Annotated in this window: 18 protein-coding genes and 1 tRNA gene; 14 read left to right on the top strand and 5 right to left on the bottom strand. The window is 72.7% G+C overall.

Translation table 11 applies throughout. From position 1 onward, the window contains the following. Window positions 1-19: 19 nt before the first annotated feature. Together ACFY1J_RS16435 and ACFY1J_RS16430 are read left to right on the top strand one after the other, a co-directional pair. A complete protein-coding gene (locus ACFY1J_RS16435; RefSeq protein WP_390705579.1) occupies window positions 20-379 on the top strand; it encodes an MmcQ/YjbR family DNA-binding protein in 360 nt (119 codons plus the stop codon). Window positions 380-452: 73 nt separating this feature from the next. Continuing rightward, a complete protein-coding gene (locus ACFY1J_RS16430) occupies window positions 453-1,745 on the top strand; it encodes an MFS transporter (RefSeq protein ID WP_390731387.1) in 1,293 nt (430 codons plus the stop codon). Between the two features lie 18 nt (window positions 1,746-1,763). Here ACFY1J_RS16430 and ACFY1J_RS16425 read toward each other — a convergent pair whose 3' ends face one another. Together ACFY1J_RS16425 and ACFY1J_RS16420 are read right to left on the bottom strand one after the other, a co-directional pair. Beyond that, on the bottom strand, window positions 1,764-2,675 hold the full coding sequence (locus ACFY1J_RS16425; protein WP_390705581.1) for a transketolase family protein: 912 nt from the start codon (window positions 2,673-2,675) through the stop codon (window positions 1,764-1,766). Between the two features lie 34 nt (window positions 2,676-2,709). Further along, window positions 2,710-3,417 carry a transketolase gene (locus ACFY1J_RS16420; protein WP_390705582.1) on the bottom strand — a complete coding sequence of 236 codons (708 nt, stop codon included), beginning with the start codon at window positions 3,415-3,417 and terminating at the stop codon, window positions 2,710-2,712. 123 nt (window positions 3,418-3,540) lie between these two features. Here ACFY1J_RS16420 and ACFY1J_RS16415 point away from each other — a divergent pair. From ACFY1J_RS16415 to ACFY1J_RS16400, 4 genes are all read left to right on the top strand, one after another. Further along, window positions 3,541-3,614 (top strand) — tRNA-Pro (locus ACFY1J_RS16415). A 252-nt stretch (window positions 3,615-3,866) separates the two neighbouring features. Then, entirely contained in the window at window positions 3,867-5,210 is a 1,344-nt protein-coding gene (locus tag ACFY1J_RS16410; protein WP_390705583.1) for a helix-turn-helix domain-containing protein, read from the top strand. A gap of 574 nt (window positions 5,211-5,784) precedes the next feature. Then, window positions 5,785-7,092 carry a hypothetical protein gene (locus ACFY1J_RS16405; protein ID WP_390705584.1) on the top strand — a complete coding sequence of 436 codons (1,308 nt, stop codon included), beginning with the start codon at window positions 5,785-5,787 and terminating at the stop codon, window positions 7,090-7,092. 149 nt (window positions 7,093-7,241) lie between these two features. Next, entirely contained in the window at window positions 7,242-8,147 is a 906-nt protein-coding gene (locus ACFY1J_RS16400) for an aminotransferase class IV (protein WP_390705585.1), read from the top strand. Here ACFY1J_RS16400 and ACFY1J_RS16395 read toward each other — a convergent pair. The 3 genes from ACFY1J_RS16395 to ACFY1J_RS16385 all read right to left on the bottom strand — a co-directional run bounded on the left by ACFY1J_RS16395 (window position 8,116) and on the right by ACFY1J_RS16385 (window position 10,425). Then, entirely contained in the window at window positions 8,116-8,412 is a 297-nt protein-coding gene (locus tag ACFY1J_RS16395) for a hypothetical protein (RefSeq protein ID WP_390705586.1), read from the bottom strand. The genes ACFY1J_RS16400 and ACFY1J_RS16395 overlap by 32 nt on opposite strands. A gap of 87 nt (window positions 8,413-8,499) precedes the next feature. Beyond that, on the bottom strand, window positions 8,500-9,324 hold the full coding sequence (locus ACFY1J_RS16390; RefSeq protein WP_390705587.1) for a hypothetical protein: 825 nt from the start codon (window positions 9,322-9,324) through the stop codon (window positions 8,500-8,502). 6 nt (window positions 9,325-9,330) lie between these two features. Beyond that, entirely contained in the window at window positions 9,331-10,425 is a 1,095-nt protein-coding gene (locus tag ACFY1J_RS16385; protein WP_390731386.1) for a Gfo/Idh/MocA family protein, read from the bottom strand. 252 nt (window positions 10,426-10,677) lie between these two features. On the opposite strand from ACFY1J_RS16385, the gene ACFY1J_RS16380 reads away from it, so the two are divergent. The 8 genes from ACFY1J_RS16380 to ACFY1J_RS16345 are packed head-to-tail and all read left to right on the top strand — an operon-like array spanning window position 10,678 to window position 22,615. Continuing rightward, a complete protein-coding gene (locus ACFY1J_RS16380) occupies window positions 10,678-11,514 on the top strand; it encodes a transketolase (protein ID WP_390705589.1) in 837 nt (278 codons plus the stop codon). Continuing rightward, window positions 11,511-12,458 (top strand): transketolase family protein, encoded by a 948-nt coding sequence (locus ACFY1J_RS16375; protein WP_390705590.1) that lies wholly within the window; start codon window positions 11,511-11,513, stop codon window positions 12,456-12,458. The genes ACFY1J_RS16380 and ACFY1J_RS16375 overlap by 4 nt, the downstream gene beginning before the upstream one ends. Next, window positions 12,455-13,717 carry a hypothetical protein gene (locus tag ACFY1J_RS16370; protein WP_390731385.1) on the top strand — a complete coding sequence of 421 codons (1,263 nt, stop codon included), beginning with the start codon at window positions 12,455-12,457 and terminating at the stop codon, window positions 13,715-13,717. Before ACFY1J_RS16375 ends, ACFY1J_RS16370 begins: the two co-directional genes overlap by 4 nt. After that, window positions 13,714-14,754 carry a phosphotransferase gene (locus tag ACFY1J_RS16365; protein WP_390705592.1) on the top strand — a complete coding sequence of 347 codons (1,041 nt, stop codon included), beginning with the start codon at window positions 13,714-13,716 and terminating at the stop codon, window positions 14,752-14,754. The genes ACFY1J_RS16370 and ACFY1J_RS16365 overlap by 4 nt, the downstream gene beginning before the upstream one ends. Then, window positions 14,747-16,252, top strand: a complete 1,506-nt coding sequence (locus tag ACFY1J_RS16360; protein WP_390731384.1) for an FAD-binding protein — start codon at window positions 14,747-14,749, stop codon at window positions 16,250-16,252. Before ACFY1J_RS16365 ends, ACFY1J_RS16360 begins: the two co-directional genes overlap by 8 nt. Continuing rightward, window positions 16,252-18,690, top strand: a complete 2,439-nt coding sequence (locus tag ACFY1J_RS16355; protein ID WP_390731383.1) for a non-ribosomal peptide synthetase — start codon at window positions 16,252-16,254, stop codon at window positions 18,688-18,690. Before ACFY1J_RS16360 ends, ACFY1J_RS16355 begins: the two co-directional genes overlap by 1 nt. Further along, window positions 18,687-21,773 (top strand): type I polyketide synthase, encoded by a 3,087-nt coding sequence (locus ACFY1J_RS16350; RefSeq protein WP_390731382.1) that lies wholly within the window; start codon window positions 18,687-18,689, stop codon window positions 21,771-21,773. The genes ACFY1J_RS16355 and ACFY1J_RS16350 overlap by 4 nt, the downstream gene beginning before the upstream one ends. Continuing rightward, window positions 21,770-22,615: a 3-hydroxyacyl-CoA dehydrogenase family protein gene (locus ACFY1J_RS16345; RefSeq protein WP_390705596.1), complete on the top strand. Its 846-nt coding sequence runs from the start codon at window positions 21,770-21,772 to the stop codon at window positions 22,613-22,615. Before ACFY1J_RS16350 ends, ACFY1J_RS16345 begins: the two co-directional genes overlap by 4 nt. Window positions 22,616-22,617: the final 2 nt, after the last annotated feature.

Raw genomic sequence — 22,617 nt, 5'->3', positions numbered from 1 at the left:
ACGGGCTACGGTGCCTGTCATGCAGGATGCCGAAGACGTACGCCGTATCGCCCTGTCCCTGCCGGACACCACGGAGAAGATCGCCTGGAGCATGCCCACGTTCCGGGTGGCCGGGAAGATGTTCGCCACGCTGCCCGAGGAGGAGACCTCCATCGCCGTGCGCTGTCCCAAGGAGGAGCGCGACGAACTGGTCCTGGCGGAACCGGAGAAGTTCTGGATCGCCGACCACGAGGCCCAGTTCGCCTGGGTCCGCGTCCGGCTCGCCGCACTGGAGGACCAGGACGAACTGCGCGACATCCTCGCCGACTCCTGGCGCCAGGCGGCCCCGCCCCGACTCCTCGACTCCCACCCGGAACTGGGGCTGCCGGACGGGGTGTAAAAACGGTCGAACACGGCCGGGCGCCGTGGCATGATCCGGCGGCGGTGGCGCAGCCGAGGGGGAGGGGGCGGGGATGACGGGGACGTCGTCACGGAGTGACATCGTTGCCGGAGCCGAGTTCAGCAGCGGGCGAGGGGACCGGGCCCGTACGGTCTGGTCGCGGGACTTCGTTCTGTTCTTCGTGGCGCGAGCCGTCGCCCGGCTCGGGGACACCATGCTGCCCGTGGCGCTCGCCGCCGGCCTGCTGGAGCACGGGTACGGCGCGGGCGCCGTCGGCCTGGCCATGGCCTCGACGGCCGCCGCCTTCGCCGGACTGGTCGTCTTCGGCGGGGTGATCGCCGACCGGTTCAGCACCCGCAGACTGATGATCGGCGCCGATCTGGTCCGGATCGGCACGCAGTCCCTCGCCGCCGCGCTGTTCTTCGCCGGCCATGTGGTCCTGTGGCAGGTCTGCGCGATCGGCGTCGTCAACGGCGTGGCGGGAGCGGTGTTCCAGCCCGGTGTGGCGAGCACGGTGCCGCGGCTCGCCTCCGACATCCAGGGCGCCAACGGTGCCATACGGATCGCCGAGTCCGCGGCCCAGCTGGCGGGACCCGCCCTCGCCGGCCTGCTCGTCGGCTTCGCCTCGCCCGGCGGTGTGTTCGCGGCCCACGCCGCCACGTATGCGGTGAGCGCCCTGTGTCTTCTGCTGCTCCGGCTGCCGCCGCTCCCCGACGCCGGCCGGGCCCCGGCGGCGGGTGCCGGGGCCTTCAGGGCCGATCTGGTCGAGGGCTGGCGGGAGTTCAGGGCGCGGACGTGGCTGTGGGGAGTCATCGCCGTCTGGTGCGTCTACATGATCGCTGTATGGGGGCCGACCGTCCCGCTGGTGGCCACGGAGGTGGTGCGGAACCACGGCCCGCGCGCCTACGGCCTGGTCAACTCGGCGCTCGGCGCCGGTACCGCCCTGGGCGGCCTGCTCGCCCTGCGGCTGCGGCCCCGCCGGATGCTCCGGGCCGGCTCGATCGCCCTGTTCGCCTTCGTCGGCTTTCCGGTGACCGTGGGCGCCGGTCTGGGCGTACCGGCCATGGCGGCCGGGGCGGCCGTCGCCGGGGCCGGGATGTCCTTCTGGGGCGTGATGTGGGCGACCAGCGTGCAGACCCAGGTCCCGCCCGACGTCCTCAACCGCATCCACGCCTACGACGTGGCGGGCTCCCTCGCGATGATGCCGGTCGGCCAAGCCCTCGCCGGGCCCGCGGCCGGTGTCCTGGGCGCCGGTCATGTCCTGCTGGTCGCCGGGGCGATGAGTCTGGTGGTCGCCGTCGCCCTGCTCGCGGTCCCCGCGATACGGGACCTGGTTCGGGCCGACGCGGCCACGAGCGGGCACTGATCAGCCCCGTACCGGCGATCACCCCCGTACCGGCGCCGCGACGAACCCCGCGATCCGGTTCCGCAGACCTGCCGCGTCGAGTCCGTGCGCGGCGATGTGCTCCTCGATGCCTCCGTACCGTCGCAGTTCGCGGCGCCCCACGCCCAGTCCGAGCACCCGGTGGGGCACGTCCGACAGGGCCTCGTTCACGGCGGCCGTCGACGTCCCGGCCAGATACGGCTCGACGAGTACGACGTCCGTGCCCGCCGACTCGGTGGCCCGGCGCAGTGCGGGCGCGTCGAAGGGCCGTACCGTCGTCGCGTACAGGACGGTCACATCGAGGTGCTCGGTGGCGGCCAGGACGGCGTCCAGCACCGGACCCACGGCGACGACCACACCGGAGCGCCCCTCGCGGACGGTGAGGAAACGCCGGCCGTCCACCGGGAGGCCCTGCCGGTTGGTCTGCACGGACAGGCGGACGTACACCTTGTCGTCCCCCGCCGCGACCGCGTGCCGCAGCAGCGTCTCGGCCTCGTCGGGGTGCCCGGGTACATGGACGGTCCAGCCGTCCAGGGTGTCGAGCAGTGCCACGTCGCCGGGTGCCATGTGCGTGTACCCGCCGGCGGGCCAGTCGAAGGAGGCGGCCGCGCTCACCAGGACCGCCCCGACGTCCTGGTGCCCCAGGTCCAGCTTCACCTGCTCGAAGGGCCGCTCGACCAGAAAGCTGGCGAAGGTGTGCACGACCGGCCGCATCCCGGTGAGCGCCAGCCCGGCCGCGGCCCCGACCAGGAGCTGCTCGCGGATACCGACGTTGATCACCCGGTCCGGATGCCGGCGCCACGCCTCGGCGAAGCCGTCCTTGCCGATCTCGGCGAGGACGACCGCGACCCGGGCATCCTCGTCGAGGATCCGGGAGACGACGGGGGCGAAGCGGTCACGCATGGTGTCCATGGAGGTCAAGCCCTTCTGGAAGTGTGAAATCGGTTCAGGCGTGCTTCGGCTCGACACGGGCCACGACCACGTGCGGGCGGCCCGGATGCGGCGTGGTGAAGGCGGCGTACAGCGCCTCGTGGTCACGGCCGTCGACGGTCACCGCGGACCAGCCCGCGGCCTCGAAGCGCGCGGCGATCCCGCCGGGCCGGGCGTGGCTCGCGGAGGAGTTGTCGACGACGACGGTGTGCAGCCGCTCCAGACCGGCGGGCCCGGCGAAGGCGATCGCCTCGTGGTTGCTGCCCTCGTCCAGCTCGGCGTCCCCGATCAGCACCCACACCCGCGGATCGGCGGGCCCCCGGGCGCGCAGTCCCAGCGCCGTGCCCACCGCGATCGGCAGCCCGTGTCCGAGCGATCCGCTGCCGATCTCCGCCCCCGGCACCAGCACGCGGTCGGGATGGTGGCCGAGCGGGGAGTCGTACGAGCCGAAGCCCGCCAGCCACTCGACCGGCACGAAGCCCTTGGCGGCCAGCACGGCGTAGTACGCCATCGGCCCGTGCCCCTTGCTCAGCAGGAACCGGTCCCGCGCCGGATCGTCCATCGACCGCGGCCCGACCCGCAGCACCCGGTCGTACAGCACCCACAGCACGTCGAGCGTGGAGGTGGCCGCCGGGCCGTGCTTCTCGTCGCCGGTCATCCTGCTCATCAGCCCCGGCAGGTCCGTGTAGGCGTACGTGCGCCCTTGTTCCTCGGTGATCGTCATGCCGACGATCGTGCAACCTCGACCAAACTTGAGGTCAAGACAAAAGAGTGCGCGACCACCGACCCGAGTGCGGTATTGTTTCCCTGCGCGTTTCGACCGGGGAAACCCCAGGTCAGACGGCACCGGGACGTGGCGCAGCTTGGTAGCGCACTTGACTGGGGGTCAAGGGGTCGCAGGTTCAAATCCTGTCGTCCCGACGGTGCGAAGGGTCTTCGCGGGCAGCAGCCTGTGGAGGCCCTTTTTGCATGAGCCTTCATCGAGTCCGCCTCGATCTTGCGGTGTGGCGGGACTCATTGGTGTTCGAACACCCGAAGCCGAAATCAATCACGAAAAACGACTTCTCGGGAGAACTCCGCACACCAAGAGTTATTGCTTCGTGACAGGTGCAGAGTCAACCCAGTGAGGTAATCTTGACTGCATCGGCCTGTCAATCCCATCGAGGAGAAAGTGTGAACATCTCGAGTGACGTGGGTTCGCGTATCCGGCGGTTGCGCCGTGCTGCCGGGCTTTCCCAGGCCGACCTTGCGGGCGGCGAGCTGTCACCCAGCTATGTCTCCTTGTTGGAAGCAGGGAAACGGACGCCTTCGCTCGACGTGCTCGCCCAGCTGGCCAAGCGGCTCGGCTGTGATGTGTCCGAGCTGACGGGCGGCCCGGTGGAAGCCACCATCGGCGATCTGGAGGTCAAGCTCAAGTACGCCGAGATGGCCCTGAACAACGGCGACCCGCACGCGGCCCTGGAGGCGTACCGGTCCGTGCAGGACACGGCCACGCCGGACGCCCAGCCCGAGATCTGGTACAAGGCCGAACACGGTGTCGCCCGCGCGCTGGAGCACGCGGGCCGTCTGGAGGAGGCGGTCGCCCACCTGGAGGGTCTGCGCTCGGCCTCCGTGGACCGCCCCGATCTGGTGGCACACCTCACCGTGGTGATCGCGCTGTGCCGGTGCTACCGGGAACTCGGCGACCTCTCGCACGCCATCGAGCTGGCGGAGGCCACGCTGGAGGAGCTGCAGAAGCTGAACCTGGCACCGACGGTCGTCGGGGTCGAGCTGCTGTCCACCCTGGTCGGGGTCTACATGGAGCGGGGCGACCTGCACAGGGCCGCCTACCTGGCCACCAGGGCGATCGACCAGGCCGGCACGATCACCGACTCCCGCGCCCTGGGCGCCGCGTACTGGAATGCCAGCGTGGTGATGCACCGCAACGGCAACACCGCCGACGCCCTGACCCTGATCGAGAAGGCCCTGACGGTGTACGCCGAGGGGGACGACGAGCGGGCGCTCGCGCGACTGCGCAACGCGTACGCGATGGTGCTCCTCCAGTCGGAGACGCCCCAGCCCCAGGCCGCCCATGACGTCCTCGAACAGAGCCTTGCCTCCCTGCGGTCGGTGGGCAGCAGCGTGGACGTCGCCTACTGCCTGTCCGCCCTGGCCCGGGCGGAACTGCGCCTGGAGAACGTGTCGGCCGCCATCGATCACGCGGAGGAGGCGCTGAGGCTGCTGGGTACCGAGCACCGTCTGCAGAGCGCGCGCAACCATCTGGTCCTGGCGGCGGCCCGGCTGGCCCAGGGCGACCGCACGGCGGCCCAGCAGGCGTACGAACGCGGCGCCCTGATGCTGGAGGCCTCCGAGGCCAACCGTCAGGCGGCCTTCGCCTGGGCGGAGCTGGCGGAGATCCTCAAGCTGTGCGGCGAGGACGAACGGGCGGTCTGGGCCTACCGGCAGAGCATGCGGTGCATGGGACACCGGGAGACCTTCCTGACGGGGCAGCCGCTCACGTCACGGGTGCGAGGCTGACCGGAGCGGTCATCGGGAGGGCGGCAGCGGGCCACCGGCCACTGCCGCCCTCCCGGCGTTACGGCCGTCGGCTCAGCAGCAGACCGGTACGTCCGGGCCCCTGCCTTCCGGGCCGGCCAGGACCTGTGCGGACGTCGTCGTGGAGGCCGCGACCCGCCCGGTGGCGCCCCGTAGTTCCGCCTGCGTTCCCGCCGCCAGCAAATTGAGGGCGAACAGTAACACGGTGACAACAAGGGAAAGCTGCCTCGAGCGAATATGGCTCACTTTTTCTACCTCCGCGATGACTTGCTTTATGACTCATCTTGACCGGTGATGACTACGTTGTCTTCGGATACTGACACGTCATGACCAACGCAGTCAACGCGCGACACGGGTGGATCGATATATCCCTTTTGGTGCACAAGATCGCCACCGTTTACGGGCTGTCCGGCCCGCAAAGCGGACCTATCGGACATAAGGGCATCGACTGGGGGACTCGCAAGCGTTAGTGACTTCTGTCTGAACTTTTGTGACAGCTGTAAATGCATGTATCTGCGACCGGAGGCGGACTCCGGAGTGACGGGGAGTGATACACGTGACGGAGGGTCTCGCGCAGTCCCGGGCCCAACCACGCGGAGCCGAAGCGGCGCCGCTGTTCGTGGAGAGCCTGATGCGGGCCGGATACCGTCGGCGCCCGCCCCGCCCGCTGCTTGCGGGCGGCGGCGCGACCACGCTGCTCACCTCTGTCGCGGCCCCGGACTGGCGGTGGTCCCTGAGCGGCTATCCGCGGCCCGAGGCGGGCGGTGCCGTGGTGCTCCAGTGGATCGTGAACACGAGTCGTGTCACGGCGCTCCCGCCGGCGTCCCCGCCGAGCGCCGGCCGGGTGGTCGGAGCCGTCTGGACCGGGGCGCGCCCGTACACGGCGGCCCTCCAGGACCTCTTCGAGGCGCTGCGCGACTCCGGTGCCGGGACCGGCGGTCTGACCTTTCTGCTGTCCGCACAACCCGAGGACAGGAACGCGGTGGTGCGCGCACTGCGCGCCCTCGGCGTCGAGCGGGACCGGGTCGTCGACGGTGGCGGCGTGGCCGGCGTTCCGCCCCGCATGGCTCCCGAGCTGGGGCCCCGGCTCACCGTGCGCCGCCGGTCGGATTCGGCCATGTACGCGCACTGCGGTCCGGGCTGCCCCTGCGGCTGTCATCTCTCCGTCGCCCACCTGCAGTTCGCCGAGCGCCGGCGCCGGGCGGGGCGGCTGACGGCGCTGCCGCATCCGCTGTTCGAGATGATCGTCCCGGAGAATGTGCTGACGCACCGCGGCGCCGGACCGGAACCGGGCGTCGCCGCGGCCGGTGTGCCGCCGCTGCTGGGACCCCTGACGGCGAGCATCTCCGCGGTCCTGGCCGAGGCCGCCGATCCGGCGGGCGTCAGCTCCGTCTTCCTCGCCGATCTGTCGAGCGCCGCCGCGCTGCTGCTCGGGGAGGGGGTCGCCCCGGGGCCCAGGGGCGGCCCGTACGTGCTGCGCAGACTCATCCGGATGATCGGGAGCGAGCTGGCCGTCCGGGGCGTACCGCCGTCGATGCTGCGTGAGGTCATTGCCGTCGCCGACGTCGCCTACCGCGTCCCCCTCGGCCTCACCCCGCTCTCGCCGGGCTCGTGGGAACACGTGGCCCGCGAGAGTCGGGCATTCGAACGGGTCGTCAGACGGGGGCGCGCCCGGGTGCTGGGGCCGGGGCTGCTGAGCGGCAGCCCGCGCGAGACGGCGCGTGCCCTGGCGCGGCTTCGCTCGGAGCAGGGGGTGCCGCTCGGACTCTCCCTGCGCTGGTGCCGTGAGGAAGGAGTCGAGCTGCCACCTGCGGTCATGGCACTGGAGGAGCTCAACGGACGGGGGATGCGGGACGGAAATTGACTGCGTTTGTGACTGTCTTGACAGGGATTCCTTGCTGAACCTAGGGTCGGTCAGGGTTCTGCGTGATCTCCAGGTTCAGTAGGGTTCCGTCGAGAGGAGCAGGCGTGTCTTCCGAATATGGACGCTTGATATGGCGCAATGGCGCTTTCATGCCATGGGAAGAGGCGACGATCCACATCAGTTCCGTGGGGCACGCCTCGGTCTCCGCCGCGTTCGAAGGCGTCCACTCCTACTGGAGCGAAACGCGCGGGGCGCTGTACGGCTTCCGGTTCCGCGACCACATGCAGCGGCTGCTGGACTCCCTCCGGCTGGGCCGCCTGGAGCCCGAGTTCGACGCCGACGCGCTCGTCGCGGCCGCCGCCGAACTGCTCGCTTCGTGGGACAGCCGGGGCAAGGACCTCTATGTGCGTCCGTGGGGCTTCGCCCGGGGGACGCACAAGGAACAGATGGTGCCGCGCGGGACGCCGGCGGAAATCGCCATCGAGACCTGGGAGTTCGAGAGCAAACTCGGCCGGGGGCGCACCTGCACGCTCGCGGTCAGTTCCTGGCCCCGCTTCAACCCCGGTGCCTCACCGGCTTCGATGAAGGTGTTCTCGAACTACCACAACGGCAGGCTGGGCAATATCGACGCACAGGCCCGCGGCGCCGACTGGCCGGTCTTCCTCAACGGCGCGGGGAACGTCACCGAGTCCTCCGGCTCGTGCATCGCCCTGGTCAAGGGCGGCCGGCTCATCACCCCCGACCTGGCCAGCGGGGTTCTGGACAGCATCACCCGCAACACCCTGTTCCGGCTTGCCGAGGACGAACTCGGCCTGTCCGTCGAGACCCGGCCCGTGGAGCGGACCGAGCTGTATCTCGCCGACGAGATCTTCCTCATGGGCACGGCGGCCGAAGTGCTGCCCGCCGTCGAGGTCGACGGGTTCCCCATCGGTGACGGCAAGACCGCCGGCGCGATCACGCAGGCGCTGGAGTCCTGCTACCACGACACGGTCCGCGCCGTCACCGACAAGTACGACGCCTGGCTCACGCCGGTCCCGGCGGCGCCGACACGCTGAAGCGCGCCTCGGCCGTCCGGATGCGCGCCGCGTAGAGCCCCGGATCGAGGCCCAGCACACGGGCGTTGGCCAGCCGTACCAGCAGAACCGGATGCGCCCCCCGGCGGTAGAGGGCGGCGACGTCGCCGCGCAGCAGTTCGTCCCGCTCCACCGCGGACAGCGGGCGACGCCCCAGCTCCCGCCGCGGGTCCGCGCGCAGCCGCTCCAAAGTTTCCGGGTCGTGCGCGACGTCGTAACAGAGGCGATCGATCGCCTGGACGCTCATCCGCGAGTCCTTTCTTCCTCGGCCGTGGCTCCGGGACGCATCCATCGCGTCCCGGAGCCACGGGTGTTGCACAGTCCGGGCAGGTGGTCAGGCGGGTCCCCAGGCCGCGAAGGCGTGGCCCTCGCCGTCCCGGTGGTCCATGAGGGCGAGGGGCAGGTCCACGGCCGTCTCGGCGGCCGCGATCCACGGCAGGACCTCACCGGCGACCGTGCCCGCCTCCTCGATGCGCCGCTCCGTGGCCTCGGCGACCAGGCCGTCCAGGTCGCCCCGGTGCAGCCGGTCGGCGACCGAACGGGCCCAGGCCGGCCGCGGCACGCCGTACACCTGGTCGGGCAGCACCCGGGGTCCGCCCACCTCCAGCGAGAAGCTGCCGCTCGCGACGACGGCGACGCGGCGGCCCGGCAACTCCTCCAGGGCGTTGCGCAGCACCCGGCCGAGTCGTCTGCACCGCGCGGCCGAGGGCCTCGGGGCCACCATGCCGTTCACATACACGGGGACGACGGGCAGCCGGCGCCCGTTGAGGAAGTGCAGCGGCACCACGACCGAGTGGTCGACCGAGTGGTCCCTGAGGGCCACCGGATCGAAGTCCTGGCCGACCAGACCCCGGTGGAGCGCCGCCCCGGCATCCGCGGCCAGCGCGTACGACATGGGGGAGACGCCCGGCACGTCGTCGTTGGGGCCGAGGGCGCTGTGCCCGGTGGCGACGGCGAACGTCGGCCACATGTCGGGGGTGAAGGTGTTGATGTGGTCGCAGGTGAGGACGACGAGGACATCGGCGTCCGCCCGCGCGACCACCTCGTCCACCGCCGCGTAGCGCCGCGCCACCTCCGCCCCCGACTCCGTGTCACCCCGGGCCAGGGCAGGGAACACCGGGGTGTGCGGGACCCCGGCGACGGCGACGACCTCTGCCACGCGCCGTCACCCGCCCAGCGCCGGCACGGCGTTCGCGGCCGCGGGTACGGCCGTGCGCTCGCCGGGAGCGGTGGGGCCGCCGGGGCGGGCCGCACCGTACATCTCGCGGAGCAGCCGCAGTGTGTCCAGGCCTGCCTCGCCGTCCGCCGTCATCCTGCGCCCGTCACGTACCGCGCCGGCGAAGTCGGCGATCTGGCGGCGGTGGGAGATGCCGTAGTAGCCGATGCCGGCCGGGGCCGGCTCCACCTGCGCGCCGATCTCCCGCGCGGCCGCGCGCAACGCTTCGCCGCCCTCGGCGAGATGGAGCGTCCCGGGGTGGTCGAGGTCGAAGAGGACCGAGCCCTCGGTGCCGACCAGTTCGACCCGGGTGCGCCAGGTGATGCTGCTCGCGACCGTGACGTGGTACGTCACCAGCGCGCCCCGCGGGCCCCGCAGCAGCGCCGCCAGCGTGTCCTCGGTCTCCATCCCGCCACGGGGTGCCGTGTGTCCGGCGGCCGCGCCGGCCACGGTGAGGCCGCCGACGAGCCAGCGGGTCACGTCGAGCGCGTGATAGCCCTGGTTGACCAGGGCGGACCCGCCCTCGCCCGCGAAGGTGCCGCGCCAGTAACTGTCGGCGTAGTAGGCGTCGTCGCGCCCGCACTGGAGGCTGACGGTGCCGGACACTAGCTGTCCGAGCAGGCCGCCCGCGATCCAGTCGCGCACGGCGGTGACGACCGGGTCGTACCGGTGCTGCGAGACGACCGACAGGACGCGCCCGGTGCGCTGTGCGAGGGCCGTCAGCGCGGTGCCCTCCTCGACGGTCAGGGCCAGCGGCTTCTCGACCAGGACGTGCTTGCCCGCTTCGAGTGCCGCGGCGGCCAGCTCGAAGTGCTGGGCGTGGTCGACGGCGATGGAGACGCTGTCGACCTCGGGGTCGGCCAGGACGTCTCGCAGGTCCGCCGTCGCACGGGGCAGTCCGTACCGGCGCGCCAGGGACTCGGCACGCGCGAGGTCGCGGTCGCACGCCCAGCGCAGTTCGGCATCGGGGAGCACCGAAAAGCCGTCGACATGGTTGGGGGCGACGCGTCCGCAGCCCACCACGGCATGAACAAGGGGTTTCACCGAGAACTCCTCGCATCTCGCGGTTGCCCGGCCGGCGGCAACACGAAAAAGGCGGTGCCGGGCCGGTTCTCCGCTTCAGTCAATGTCACGTGACTTCCGAATGTCAATGTGCCGAGGTATTTCCCGACTCGGTTAGTGACTCCATTAATGACTAGCCTTGACAAGCTGTCATGAAGCTACTTGACTCTGCGTTGCCCGGCGTGGGGACGCCGCCGCGAAGACCGTCCCCCGGGACCAACCGGAGGTATCCGCATGTATGCGCCCAGCAGCGCACCCTCGTCCGCCGGTACGCACACCGACGTCGTGCCCCACCCCGACGACCTGGCCCGCCGCGCCCGGCGGCGCGTCGTCGAACTGGCCGCACGCAAGGCGATCCACCTCGGCGCCGCACTGTCCATGACCGACCTGCTCGCCGTCCTCTACACCCGAGGCCTGCGCTACCGCCCGGACCGGCCCGACTGGCCCGACCGCGACCTGCTCGTGCTGAGCAAGGGCCACGGCGCCTACGGCCTCTACGCGATCCTGGCCGAACTCGGCGTCATCGAGGCGGACCTGGCCTCCCTGCCCGGTCATCCGTCCGACGCCGTACCCGGCATCGAGGCCGCGACCGGCGCCCTCGGCCACGGTCTGTCCCTGGCCTGCGGCATGGCCCTCGGCGCTCGGCTGGCGGGCCGGGACCAGCGGGTCGTCGTGGTCACCGGCGACGGCGAACTCGACGAGGGCAGCAACTGGGAGGCCGCGCAGTTCGCCGCCCACCACCGCCTCGGCAACCTGGTCGCCGTCGTGGACCGCAACCGTCTTCAGCAGGAGGGCGACACCGAGACCGTCAACGCCCTGGAGCCCCTCGCCGACAAGTGGCGGGCCTTCGGCTGGCGCGTCACCGAGGCCGACGGGCACGACACCGGCGCCGTCACCGAAGCCCTGGCCGCACTGCGGGCCGGCGACGGTCCCGGGGTGCTGATCGCCCACACGGTCAAGGGCAAGGGCGTCCCCTTCGCCGAGGGCGATCCCGCCTGGCACATGGGCGAGTTGGACGCCGTACAGCGTGCGACGGCACTCGCCGCCCTCGCCCGGGGCGAGCGGCCGTGACCGGCATCGCACGGCTCGGTATGCGCGCCGCCCTCGCCCCCGCCCTGGCCGACGCCGTCGACGCCGACCCCGCGCTGATCACCCTGGGCGCCGACGGACAGGCGCTGTTCCAGGGGGTCATGGCACGTCACCCGCACCGGTACGTCGACGTGGGCATCGCCGAGGCCAACCTCGTCGGGGTCGCCGCCGGACTCGCCCGCAGCGGCCTTCGCCCGGTCGCGGCCGCCATGGCTCCCTTCCTCGTCCGGCGGGCCTACGAACAGCTCCGCCTCGACGTGTGCGTGCCCGGCCTGCCCGTGGTCCTCCTCGGCGTCGGCGGGGGACTGGGGTACGGACACCTCGGCCCCACCCACCACGCCACCGACGACATCACCCTCATGTCGGCGCTGCCCGGCATGAGCGTGCACTGCCCGGCCGACGCCGCCGACGCCGTGTCCGTGCTGCGCACCGTGCTGTCGGCCGACGGACCCGCGTACATACGACTCTCCGCGCGCCCCGACCCGGTGCTGCCCCCCGCGGCCTCCGACGGCGACCCGCGCACCGCCCGTCTCCTGCGCGACGGCGACGACGTGCTGCTCCTGGCAACCGGCCGGTGCCTGGCCGAGGCGCTGACCGCCGCCGACGCCCTCGCCGCCGACGGAGTGGAGGCCGCCGTGGCCTCGGTGACCACCCTGCACCCCTTCCCCCGGGACGCGGTGCGGGCCCTGGCCCGCGACCGGGCGCTGGTCGTCACCGTCGCGGAGTCCCTGGGCCCCGGGGGCCTGGGGGACCGGACCGCGCTGACGCTCGGCCGGGACGGACCTCCCGTGGTGCGACTGGAGACCGACCACCGCTACCCACCGGTGGCCTCCCACGAAGAACTTCTCCACTTCTACGGCGTGGACAGCCGCGGCATCCGGTCCGCCGTGCTCGGCCAACTCACCAGGAACACGAGGAAAGCGTGACGATGAGGATCCTCTCCAGCGCCCAGGCGTGCGGGTTCGGCCCCGTCTCCAAACTGGTCGCCATCACCCCCCTGCTCGCCGACGGCAGCGTCGACTTCGTCGGCCAGGACGTCGCACTCGACTTCGCCCGGCGCCACAGCCACCGCTTCCACCGCATCACCGAGGGCGACACCCGCCGGTACGAGGACGTCGCCCAGAGCCTCGGCGACGCCGACCTCGTGGTCAGCGTCATGGACGCCGAACTCGTCTTCTGGGCCGCCCGCGCCGATGTCCCCGTGCTGTTCTTCGACAGCCTCCTCGGCTTCTGGCTGACCGGGCGCGGCAGCGAGGAACTGTCGGCGCGCGCCCAACTCGTCCGCTGGGCCGATCCCGAGACCGCCCGCTATGTCTTCGACACGCTCTCCCCGCACGAGCGCATCCTGCTGGCCCACCTCCTGGCCCGGCGGTCGTTCGCGCAGAACTTCCCCGGGGTGCCCGAACGCATCGCGGCCCTGGCCGAGGCGGGCATCGACCACATCGAACTGTGCGGCCCCATCGTCGACCGCAGCGCCCTGGAGAACGCCCTCGTCCTGCCGCCGCCCGAGCGCCCGGCCGGACTCCTGATCAACCTGGGCGGCTTCCAGAACTTCTTCCTCGACTACGAGTCCCACAACGCCTACCTCGACGTCCTGCGCCGCTGGGTGGCCGAACTGGCCGCCGCCCGACCCGAGCTGGGCCGCATCCTGGTCTGCGGCGGAGCGTTCCGCGAGCCCGTCACCGAGACCCACGGCGCGGTCGAGGTCGAGTACGCCTTCCTGCCGCAGACCGAGTTCCTGCGGCACCTCGCCCACACGCCGCTCTACGCGGTGCCCCCGAGCCTCACCTCGCTGCACGAGTCCGTCATCCTGCGCCGGCTGCCGCTGCTGCTCCCCGAACAGCACTACGGCCACATTGCCAACCTCCGCGCCCTGCGCGGCACCGTCGCCGGCGACACCGCGGCCAGCCTCACCGACCTCGGCAGCAGGTTCACCGTCCCCGAGGACGACCTGGAAGGCACCAAGGCGCTGGACCGGCTCACACGCGAACTGCTCACGGACGAGTCCGGCTACCGCCACCTGGCCCAGCACCTGGACGCACGCCTGGCCGCCTACCAGAAGCTGACCGCCGAGGAGCGGCACGCGGCCGTCGACGAACTCGGCGACCTGCTCGGCGGAGACGCGCTCGCCGACCTCCTGCAAGGCGTCGACGCGGACCTCGTCACCGCCGGGAGGGCGTCATGACCCACGCCCCCGCCACTTGCACCTCCACCCGCGGCACTCCCGCCCCCGCCGACCTGGCCGACCTGACCGAACGGACCGTGGACACCGACGAGGTGGCCCGGCTGATGCTCGCCGCCCACCTGGCCAGGACCGGCACGCCCGAGCCCGCCCCCGACCGGGTGCGGTCCACCACCTGGACACCGGCCGGCGCCCGTAAGATCCGCCGCCGCACCTTCGTGCAACTCGACATCGACGGTGTGCCCGTCGCCGTCGCCAAGGTCCCGCTGTCCACCACCGACCCGAAACTCGCCCGCGAACTGGAGATCCTCCGCGGCTTCCCGGCACCCGCCCCGCTGGGCAGCCCGGTGCCCCTCGACGCGCTGTGCGGCGGCTTCACCATGAGCCATCTGCCCGGTGTCGACCTGCCGACCGCCGTCACCGGCGCCGACGGACCCGACGCGCTGTGGCAGGTGCTGCGCCCCGCCGTCGAACGCGTCGCCGAGCTCCACCTGTCCGCGGACCGGGTGCCCTCCGGTCCCGAGCGCGCCCTGGAGACGGCCGCCGCGTACGTCCGCAACCCCGAGTTCGGCGTCGAGCACGCCGACCAGGCGCTGCGCACCGCCCTGCTCGCGCCCACCCACGGCGACCTCGGCCCGTGGAACGTGCGCTACGACGCCCGTGACGGGTCGGCCCGTGTCCTCGACTTCGAGGACTACCGCGCCACCGGCATCGCCGCCATGGACGTGGTCAACCTCCTCGTCACCACCGCCCTCCCGGTCTTCCCCGACTACCCGGAACACGGCTTCGACTGGCTGTACGACCAGGTCTTCCGCACGGACCACTGGTTCCGGTCCGTGCTGGAACGGGGCCTGGCCCGCTACGGGTCCCTCACCGGACAGCACCCGGGCCGGGTACTGGATCTGCTGCCCTTCACCTGCCAGTGGCTCATCGAACGCATCGAGGCCGAGGGCCGCGACACCAGCGGGCTGTTCTACCGGACCTTCGTCGAGCGCCATCTGGAGCGCCGGCCCGCAGCCTTCGGGAGCGACCATGCCTGAGCGGACCCGCACGACCCGCACGACCCGCACGACCCGCACCGACGCCGTCGTCATCGGCGGCGGCCCCGCCGGACTGTTCGCCGCACTCACCCTGGTCCGGGCGGGCCGGCGAGTCGCCCTCCTGGAAGCCGGCGGCGACATGCGCGAGAGCCTGTGCTCCCGCCTGGTGGCCCGCATGGACGGGCGCACGGTCCGTGACGCGGAGAAGTTCCGGCTGCAGTGCCCGCGCTGCACCTGCCTCACCGGACTCGGCGGTGCCGCCTTCCACTTCGACACCAACCTCGGATACATCTCCTCCCTCACCCGCTCCAAGATCGAGTCCGCGCCCGACGGGACGGTCCGCTCGTACAGCGGACTGGAGCGCGCGCTCGGCTCCTTCGACCGCGCGCAGCACCTCATCGGCGAGGCGTACCGCATCTTCTACGAGCTGGGGCTGCCGCCCGCCGGGCCGCCGCGGGAGGACAACGGCCCGCTGCTCGGCGAGGGCACCGTCTTCCAGCACGTCGACACGGCCTACTCGCAGAGCGTCACCGTGGACGACTCCCTCGTCGTCGTCGCACGCCTCAAGGACGAGCTGGACAGCGGCGGCGGGAGCGTCCTGCTGCACCACCGGGCCACCGACGTCGAACCGCTGACCGACGGCGGATTCGAGGTCCGCGCCGACACCCCGCACGGGCCTGCCGTCTTCCGGGCCGACGACGTCATCGTGGGGGTCGGCAAGCTCGGCCTGCCCTGGGTGCGCGACCTCGCCCGGCGCATCGGAGTCCGCCATCGGCCCAGCAGCCGTGTCGACCTCGGCGTCCGGCTGGAGGCCGACCGCGCGGACCTCGCGCCGCTGCTGGACGGCTGCCACAACCCCAAGCTGTCGTTCCTCAACGAGGAGGGCCACTCGGTCCGGACGTTCTGTGTCTGCGAGGGCGGCCGCGTCATGCAGTACGGCTTCCTGGACGCCGTCGCGCTCGACGGACAGCACTGTCTGAACCAGCCCACGACGAAGTCCAACCTCGGCATCCTCACCACGGTCGACCTGCCCGAGCACATCGACGGCACCGAGCACGCCGGGGAGTTCGCGGCGCGCGTGGCCGCACACGGCGGCGGACGGCCCGTCGTCAGCACCGTCGACGAACTGGCCGGACGGCCCGCGCCCGAGGGACCGCTCACCACCAGCCTCATCAACTACCACCACGGCGACCTGCGCGACTGCCTGCCCGCGTCCATCGTCCGTGACGTCCTCGCCATGGTCGGCCGCCTCAACACCCTTCATCCGGGTCTCGTCCCGGGCACCGCCACCGTCGCGGCACCCGTCGTCGAACGCCTCTTCCCCGACCTCGACCTCTCCGACGACCTGGAGTCGTCCGTGCCCGGCCTGTACTTCGTCGGCGACAGCTCCTCCAAGATCATCGGCATTACGTACGGCGCGGCCACCGGCATGGCCGCGGCCCGCTCCGTGCTGCACCGCCGGGTTGCCACGGCCGCCGCGGCGGGCGGGAGGCACTGATGCTCGTCCTGCCCCAGCGCCTGCCCACCGCCACACCGCCCCGCCCCGAGCGGACGTCGGCCCGGCTCACCGCCCCCGCGGCCCGGCTGCTCGGCGCGCCCGAAGGGCACCGGGTGCTCGCGGCCCTCAGCCGTCTGCTGCTCCACCGGTACGGAGCGGGCTGGGAGGTCTTCGGGACCTCCGGCGACACCCTGGTGCGCCACGCCTGCGCCGAGGACCAGGAGACCCCCACCCTGGCGGACCTCACGGGCGCCACACGTCCGGTCGCGGCAGACCTGCCGGTCGACGGTGAACCGTACGTGGCCGTACTGGCCGACAGCCCGGCCGTACCGCCCGCGGTGCTCGGGCGCCCCGTGTGGACCGCCGCCGCCGACGGACCGGCCCTGCGCCTCACCCACGACGCCGCCGTCGTCGATGCCGCCACGGCCGGCCGTGTCGCCGAGCACCTGGCCCTGCTCGCCCACCACACCGCCGTACGGCCCCGGACCACCGCGGGAGAAGTCGACCTCCTTCTCCCGGACGAGCGGACCCTGCTGCTCGACACCTGGAACGCCCCGCACACCGTGCACGCGGACACCACGCTGCACCGCATGTTCCGCGAGCAGGCCGCCCGCACCCCCGACGCGATCGCCCTGCGCGACGGCGGCACGGAGGTCACGTACGGCGAACTCGACGCGGACTCAGACCGCTTCGCCCGGCGGCTGCGCCCGTACGTCACCGAACCCGGCGCGCTCGTCGTGCTGAGCGGTGACCGCGACACTGCCCTGTTCACCGCCGTCCTCGGCATCTGGAAGGCCGGCGGAGGGTTCGTCCACCTCGACCCGCACCTGCCGGACCTGCGCGTCGAGGAGATCCTTGGCCTCGTCGATCCCGTCGCCGTCCTCACCACCGGGAGTGGGCACCGCGCCGTCGCCGGCCGGAGCCTGCCCGTCGCCGACCTCCTCGACCCGGCCGCGCCGCCCGCCGCCCCGCCCGGCGCACCCGAGGACAGGGCACGCCCCGACACCACGGCCTACGTCCTGTTCACCTCCGGCAGCACCGGCACCCCCAAGGGCGTCGTCCGCCCGCACCGCATGCACACCTCGCGCATCCGTCTGGAGCAGGGGATGTACGGCATGGGCCGCGACGACCGGCATCTGCTCAAGTCACCCATCAGCTTCCGGGAGTTCGCATGGCCGCTGGCGACCGGCGGCACCGCCGTCCTGGCCGCGCCCGGCAAGGACCGGGACGACCGCTACCTGGCGGAGCTGATCCGCGACGAGCGGATCACCACCGTCAGCTTCGTGCCCTCCATGCTGCGGCTGCTGGTCACCCAGCCCGCGTTCCGGACGGCGCCCGCACTGCGCCACGTCTTCGTCGGCGGTGAGGCACTCGGCCAGGACCTGGAGGACGAACTGCGCGGCCTCGGCCTCGCGGTCCACAACACGTACACGCTCAGCGAGGCCGACTACGTCTGCCATCGCACCGGACCGCTCCCCGAGCCCCGGCCCGCACGGACCGGCACGGTCGTCGGCGTCCCGCTCGACATGCGGATCTACCTCTGCGACGCGGCGGGCCGGCTCGTGCCGCCCGGTGTGGTCGGGGAGATCCACACCGCGGGCGCCGGCCTGGCCGACGGCTATCTCAACCGCCCGGACCTGACCGCCGAACGGTTCCGGCCCAACCACCTGGACCCCGCCGGTCCTCCGGTCCTCTTCCGCACCGGAGACCTGGCCCGCCATCTGCCCGACGGCCAGGTCGAGTACGTCGGACGCGCCGACGACCAGGTCAAGGTGCGCGGCCAGCGGGTGGAACCCACCGAGGTCGAAACGGTGCTCCGCGGGCACCCCGGGGTCGCGAACGCGGCGGTCGTCGGGATACCGGACCCCGATCAGGGCGCCGTCCTCGTCGCCTACGTCGTGCCCGACGGCGAGGAGGTGCCGCCCCAGCGGCTGCGCGAGCATCTCGCCGCCCGGCTGCCGGACTTCATGGTCCCCGCCCATGTGGCCTCGACCCCCGCCCTGCCCCTGCTCCCCAGCGGCAAGGTCGACCGCAAGGCGCTGCGCGTCACCCCGCGCACCCGCCCCGCGCTCGACGTGCCGTACACCCCGCCCGCCACACCCGGCCAGGAACGGGCCGCCGCGCTGGTGGCGCGTGTCCTCGGACTCGACACCGTCGGCGTCGACGACGACTTCTTCGCGCTCGGCGGCGACTCCCTCCGCCTGATGCTGCTGCGCGGCTCGCTGGAGTCGGCCTGCGGACGGGAGTTCGCCCTCGCGGACGTCTTCGCCGCCCGTACGCCGCGTGGTTACGCCCGTCTGCTGGAGGACACCGACGGCACCGCCGACGCCGATTCTCTCCGCCGTCCCTCCGAACGGCGCCGTCCGCCGCCGCGCCGCACGGCCGCGTCGGCCACCCGCACCCGCACCCGCTCGTCCGAAGGAGGTGAACCGAGGTGAACGCCCCGCTGCCCGGGCCGCCGGCCCCGTCCGCGGACCACGACGAATGGGCCGTGGCCGTCGTCGGCATGGCCGTACGCCTGCCCGGCTGCGACAGCCTCGACCGCTACTGGGAGATCCTCGACTCGGGCGAGGACAGCGTCACCCGACGCGAGCGCACCTCCGGCTCGTTCGTCCCGGCCTACGGCTCCGTGCCCCGTCCCGCCCACTTCGACCCGGCCCGCTTCGGCATCGCGCCCTCCGAGGCCCTGCTCCTCGACCCGCAGCACCGACTGCTCCTGGAGGCCGCCGACGAGGCGCTGGAGGCCGCGAACGTCGACCGTGTCCGCACCCCCGGCATCAGCGTCTACGCGGGGGTCGGCCACAACGAGTACGAGCGCTGGGTCGGCACCGCCCTCGCCGGGCGCCCCGGCGTCGACGCCCAGGCGCTGGAGGTCACCAACCGGGGCGACTACGCCGCCACGCGCGTCGCGTACCGCCTCGGCCTGCAGGGCGCCGCCGTGACCGTCCAGTCCGCCTGCTCCACCGCGCTCACCGCCGTCCACCTGGCGGTCCAGGACCTGCTGAGCCACGGAAGTTCCCTCGCAGTCGCCGGTGTCGCCTCCGTGCGGGTTCCGGCGCCGGGCGGATACGAGGCGCCGCTCGGCGGCATCGGTTCGCCGGACGGCGTATGCCGCCCGTTCGACCGGGCGGCGGGCGGTTCCGTGCCCGGCGACGGCGCCGGTGCCGTGGTCCTCAAACGACTGGCCGACGCGCTCCGGGACGGCGACGACATCTGGGCGGTCGTCCGCGGCACCGCCATGAACAACGACGGCTCCGGCAAGTCCGGCTTCGCCGGCGTCGACCCGGCCGCGCAGGCCGAAGTCATCCGGGCCGCGCTGGACGTCGCCGGACTCGAACCCGACGACATGGACTACGTCGAGGCGCACGGCAGCGGCACCCGCATCGGCGACGCCTCGGAATGGACCGCGCTCCACGAGGTCTTCGGCGGCGTACGCCACCGGGTCCATGTCGGCGCCGTCAAGGCCGGCCTCGGTCATCTGCGCGAAGCCGCGGGCCTCGCCGGACTGGTCAAGGCCGTGCTCTCGCTGCGCCACGGCCGGCTCGTCGCCACCCCGCACTTCGAGCGCCTCCCCTCCGATCTCGCCCGCAGGGAAGGGCCGTTGGCCCCGCTGGGCGAAGCCCTCGACTGGCCGGCCGCCGGACACCGCCCACGGCGCGCCGGGGTGAGCGCCTTCGGCCTCGGCGGGACCAACTGCCACATCGTCCTCGAAGAGGCCCCGCCCCGCGCCCGCGACGCCGCGGCGGCCACGGGCGAGGCGGAACTGGTGCTGCTCTCCAGCCACCACCCCGACGCGCTGACCGCCGACCTCGATGCCGTACGCGACCACCTGGAGCGGAACCCGGCGCGGACGGGCGACACCGCCTGGACCACCCAGACCGCACGCCATCGCCACCCGCACCGCGCCTATGCCGTCGTCACCCCCGCAGCAGGCACCGAGGCGGCCTTCGCGGCCGACCGGCTGCGTGTGCAGCAGGGACGGGCCCCGGCCGATGCGCCCGAGGTCGTCTTCGTCCTGCCGGGCATCGGCAGCCACTACCTCGGCATGGGCGCCGACCTGGCCCGCACCGATCCCCTGTTCGCGGGCCATCTGCGGGCCGCAGTCACGGTCGCCGACCAACTCACCGACGGGGCCGTCGGCCGGTCCTTCGCCTCCGGGCAGGAGCGTTCCTCCGGCGACGGCAACCGGGTCGATCTGCGCGCCATGCTGCGCCGGGACGGTGCCACGCCGTCGCCCCGCCGGCAGCTGCGCGACGTCCATCTGTCCCTGTTCTGCCTCGAACACGCCATGGCCCGCACCCTCATGGACCTCGGCATCAGGCCCGCCGCCCTCCTCGGGCACAGCCTGGGGGAGTGGGTGGCCGCCGTCCTGGCCGGCGTCATCGGCCTCGACGACGCCATGGCGGCCGTCGCGCGCCGCGCCGACCTCGTCGTCACGGCCGGGGAGGGCGCCATGCTCGGCGTGCTCGCCGCCGCCGACGACGTCGAGAAGTACGCCCTCGACGACACCTGGCTCGCCGCCGACAACGGACCGGGGCACTGTGTCTTCTCCGGCCGCCCCGCCGCCATCTCCGCGCTCGCCGACCGGCTGCGCGGCGACGGCTTCACGGTCCTGCCCGTCGACACCGCGCACCCCTTCCACACGCCCCAGCTCACCCGGGCCGCCGACCTGCTCGGCGAGGACCTGCGGGAGGTACGGCTGCACCCGGCCCGTATTCCGATCGCCTCCAGTGTCCTGGGCTCCTGGCTCGACGGCGGGATACCCCAACCCTCGTACTGGCGCGACCACATGGTCGGCCGTGTCCGCTTCCGTACCGCCGCGGGACTGGTCCTGGACCGGCACCGCGTCCTGATCGAGGTCGGCCCCGGCACCACCCGCCCGTGGATCGGCCAGACCGCCCCGGACGCCGTGTGCGTGCGCACCGTCCGGCAGTCCTACGAGCACGTGCCGGACCGGCAGATCCTCCTGGAAGCCCTCGGCGAGCTGTGGACCCACGGGGTCGAGGCCGACTGGGAGCGCCTGCACCCGGCCCCCGGACGCAGGACGACCCTGCCGCCCAGGAACCTGGTGCGCCGCAGGTTTCTGCCGGACTCGGCGCCGCCCGCCGACCCCTGGCCGGGCACCGCGTCCGCACCGCCGGCCGCCGCGCCCCTGCCCGCCGGTCGGGACGACACCGCGGAGCACGAGCGGACGCCCGTGGCAGGAGGGGCGGCGCCCTCGACCGTGTCCGGACCGCCTGCGCCCTCGACCGTGTCCGGGTTCCTCGCGGAGCGGTTCCGCGTCCTGCTGGGCCTGCGCGAGGTCCACCCCGACGACCACTTCTTCCACCTCGGCGGCGACTCACTGATGGGCGTCCATCTGATCTCGGGGCTCAAGCAGCTCACCGGACGGTCCGTGCCCTCCTCGGTGGTCTTCGCCTCGGCGACCCTCGGCGGCATGACACGCGAGGTGGAGAACTGGCTCGCCACCCCGGCGCCGCAGCAACCGGAACCCAGCGAGAACGGGAGTCGTACGCCATGACCGCACCCACGATCGGAGTGCTCGGAGCCGGAGTCATCGGGTCCAGCGTCGCCCACGCCGCCGCGGCGGCCGGGTACACGGTGACACTCGTCGACTCCGACGCCGCTGCCCTCGACACCGCCCGCACCACCATCCGCCGCCACCAGCGGCTCGCCACCCTCCTCGGCGGCGGCCGGAGCGCCCACGCACTGGACATCCGCCCCTCCACCGACCTCGCCGCACTCGCGGACGCGGACCTCGTGGTGGAGAACACCACCGAGTCCGAGGAGGCCAAGCGGGCCCTCTACCCGGCGCTGGAAGACGTCATCGCACCGGACACCACCATCGCCGCGAACACCTCCGCCGTCCCCATCGGCCGGCTCGCCGAGCGGCTCGCCGACCCCGGCCGGGTCGTCGGCGTCCACTTCATGAACCCGGTCGACCGCATCGACATGGTGGAGGTCGTCCGCGGCAAGGCCAGCTCCGACGCGGCCATGGCGGCCGTGGACACGCTGCTGCGGCGCATGGGCAAGAAGGCCGTCGTCGTCGAGGACGCGCCCGGATTCGTCATCAACCGCGTCCTCATGCCGGTCGTCAACCTCGCCGCCGCCGTCGTCGCGGACGGCGTCGCCACCCCGAGCCAGGTCGACGAGCTCTTCAAGGGCTGCCTCGGCCACACCTCGGGCCCCCTGCGCACCGCAGACCTCATCGGCCTCGACACCGTCGTCCGCACCCTGGAGGTGCTGCACGACCACTACGGCACCGGTGAGTTCGTCACCCACCCGGCCCTGCGCCGGATGGTCGACCAGGGCCTGCTCGGCACCAAGAGCGGCCGCGGCTTCTACTCCTACGACGGGAACTGAAC

Source organism: Streptomyces sp. NPDC001406 (assembly GCF_042895285.1).
Classification (GTDB): domain Bacteria; phylum Actinomycetota; class Actinomycetes; order Streptomycetales; family Streptomycetaceae; genus Streptomyces.
This window is presented reverse-complemented; position numbering and strand designations above follow the sequence as displayed.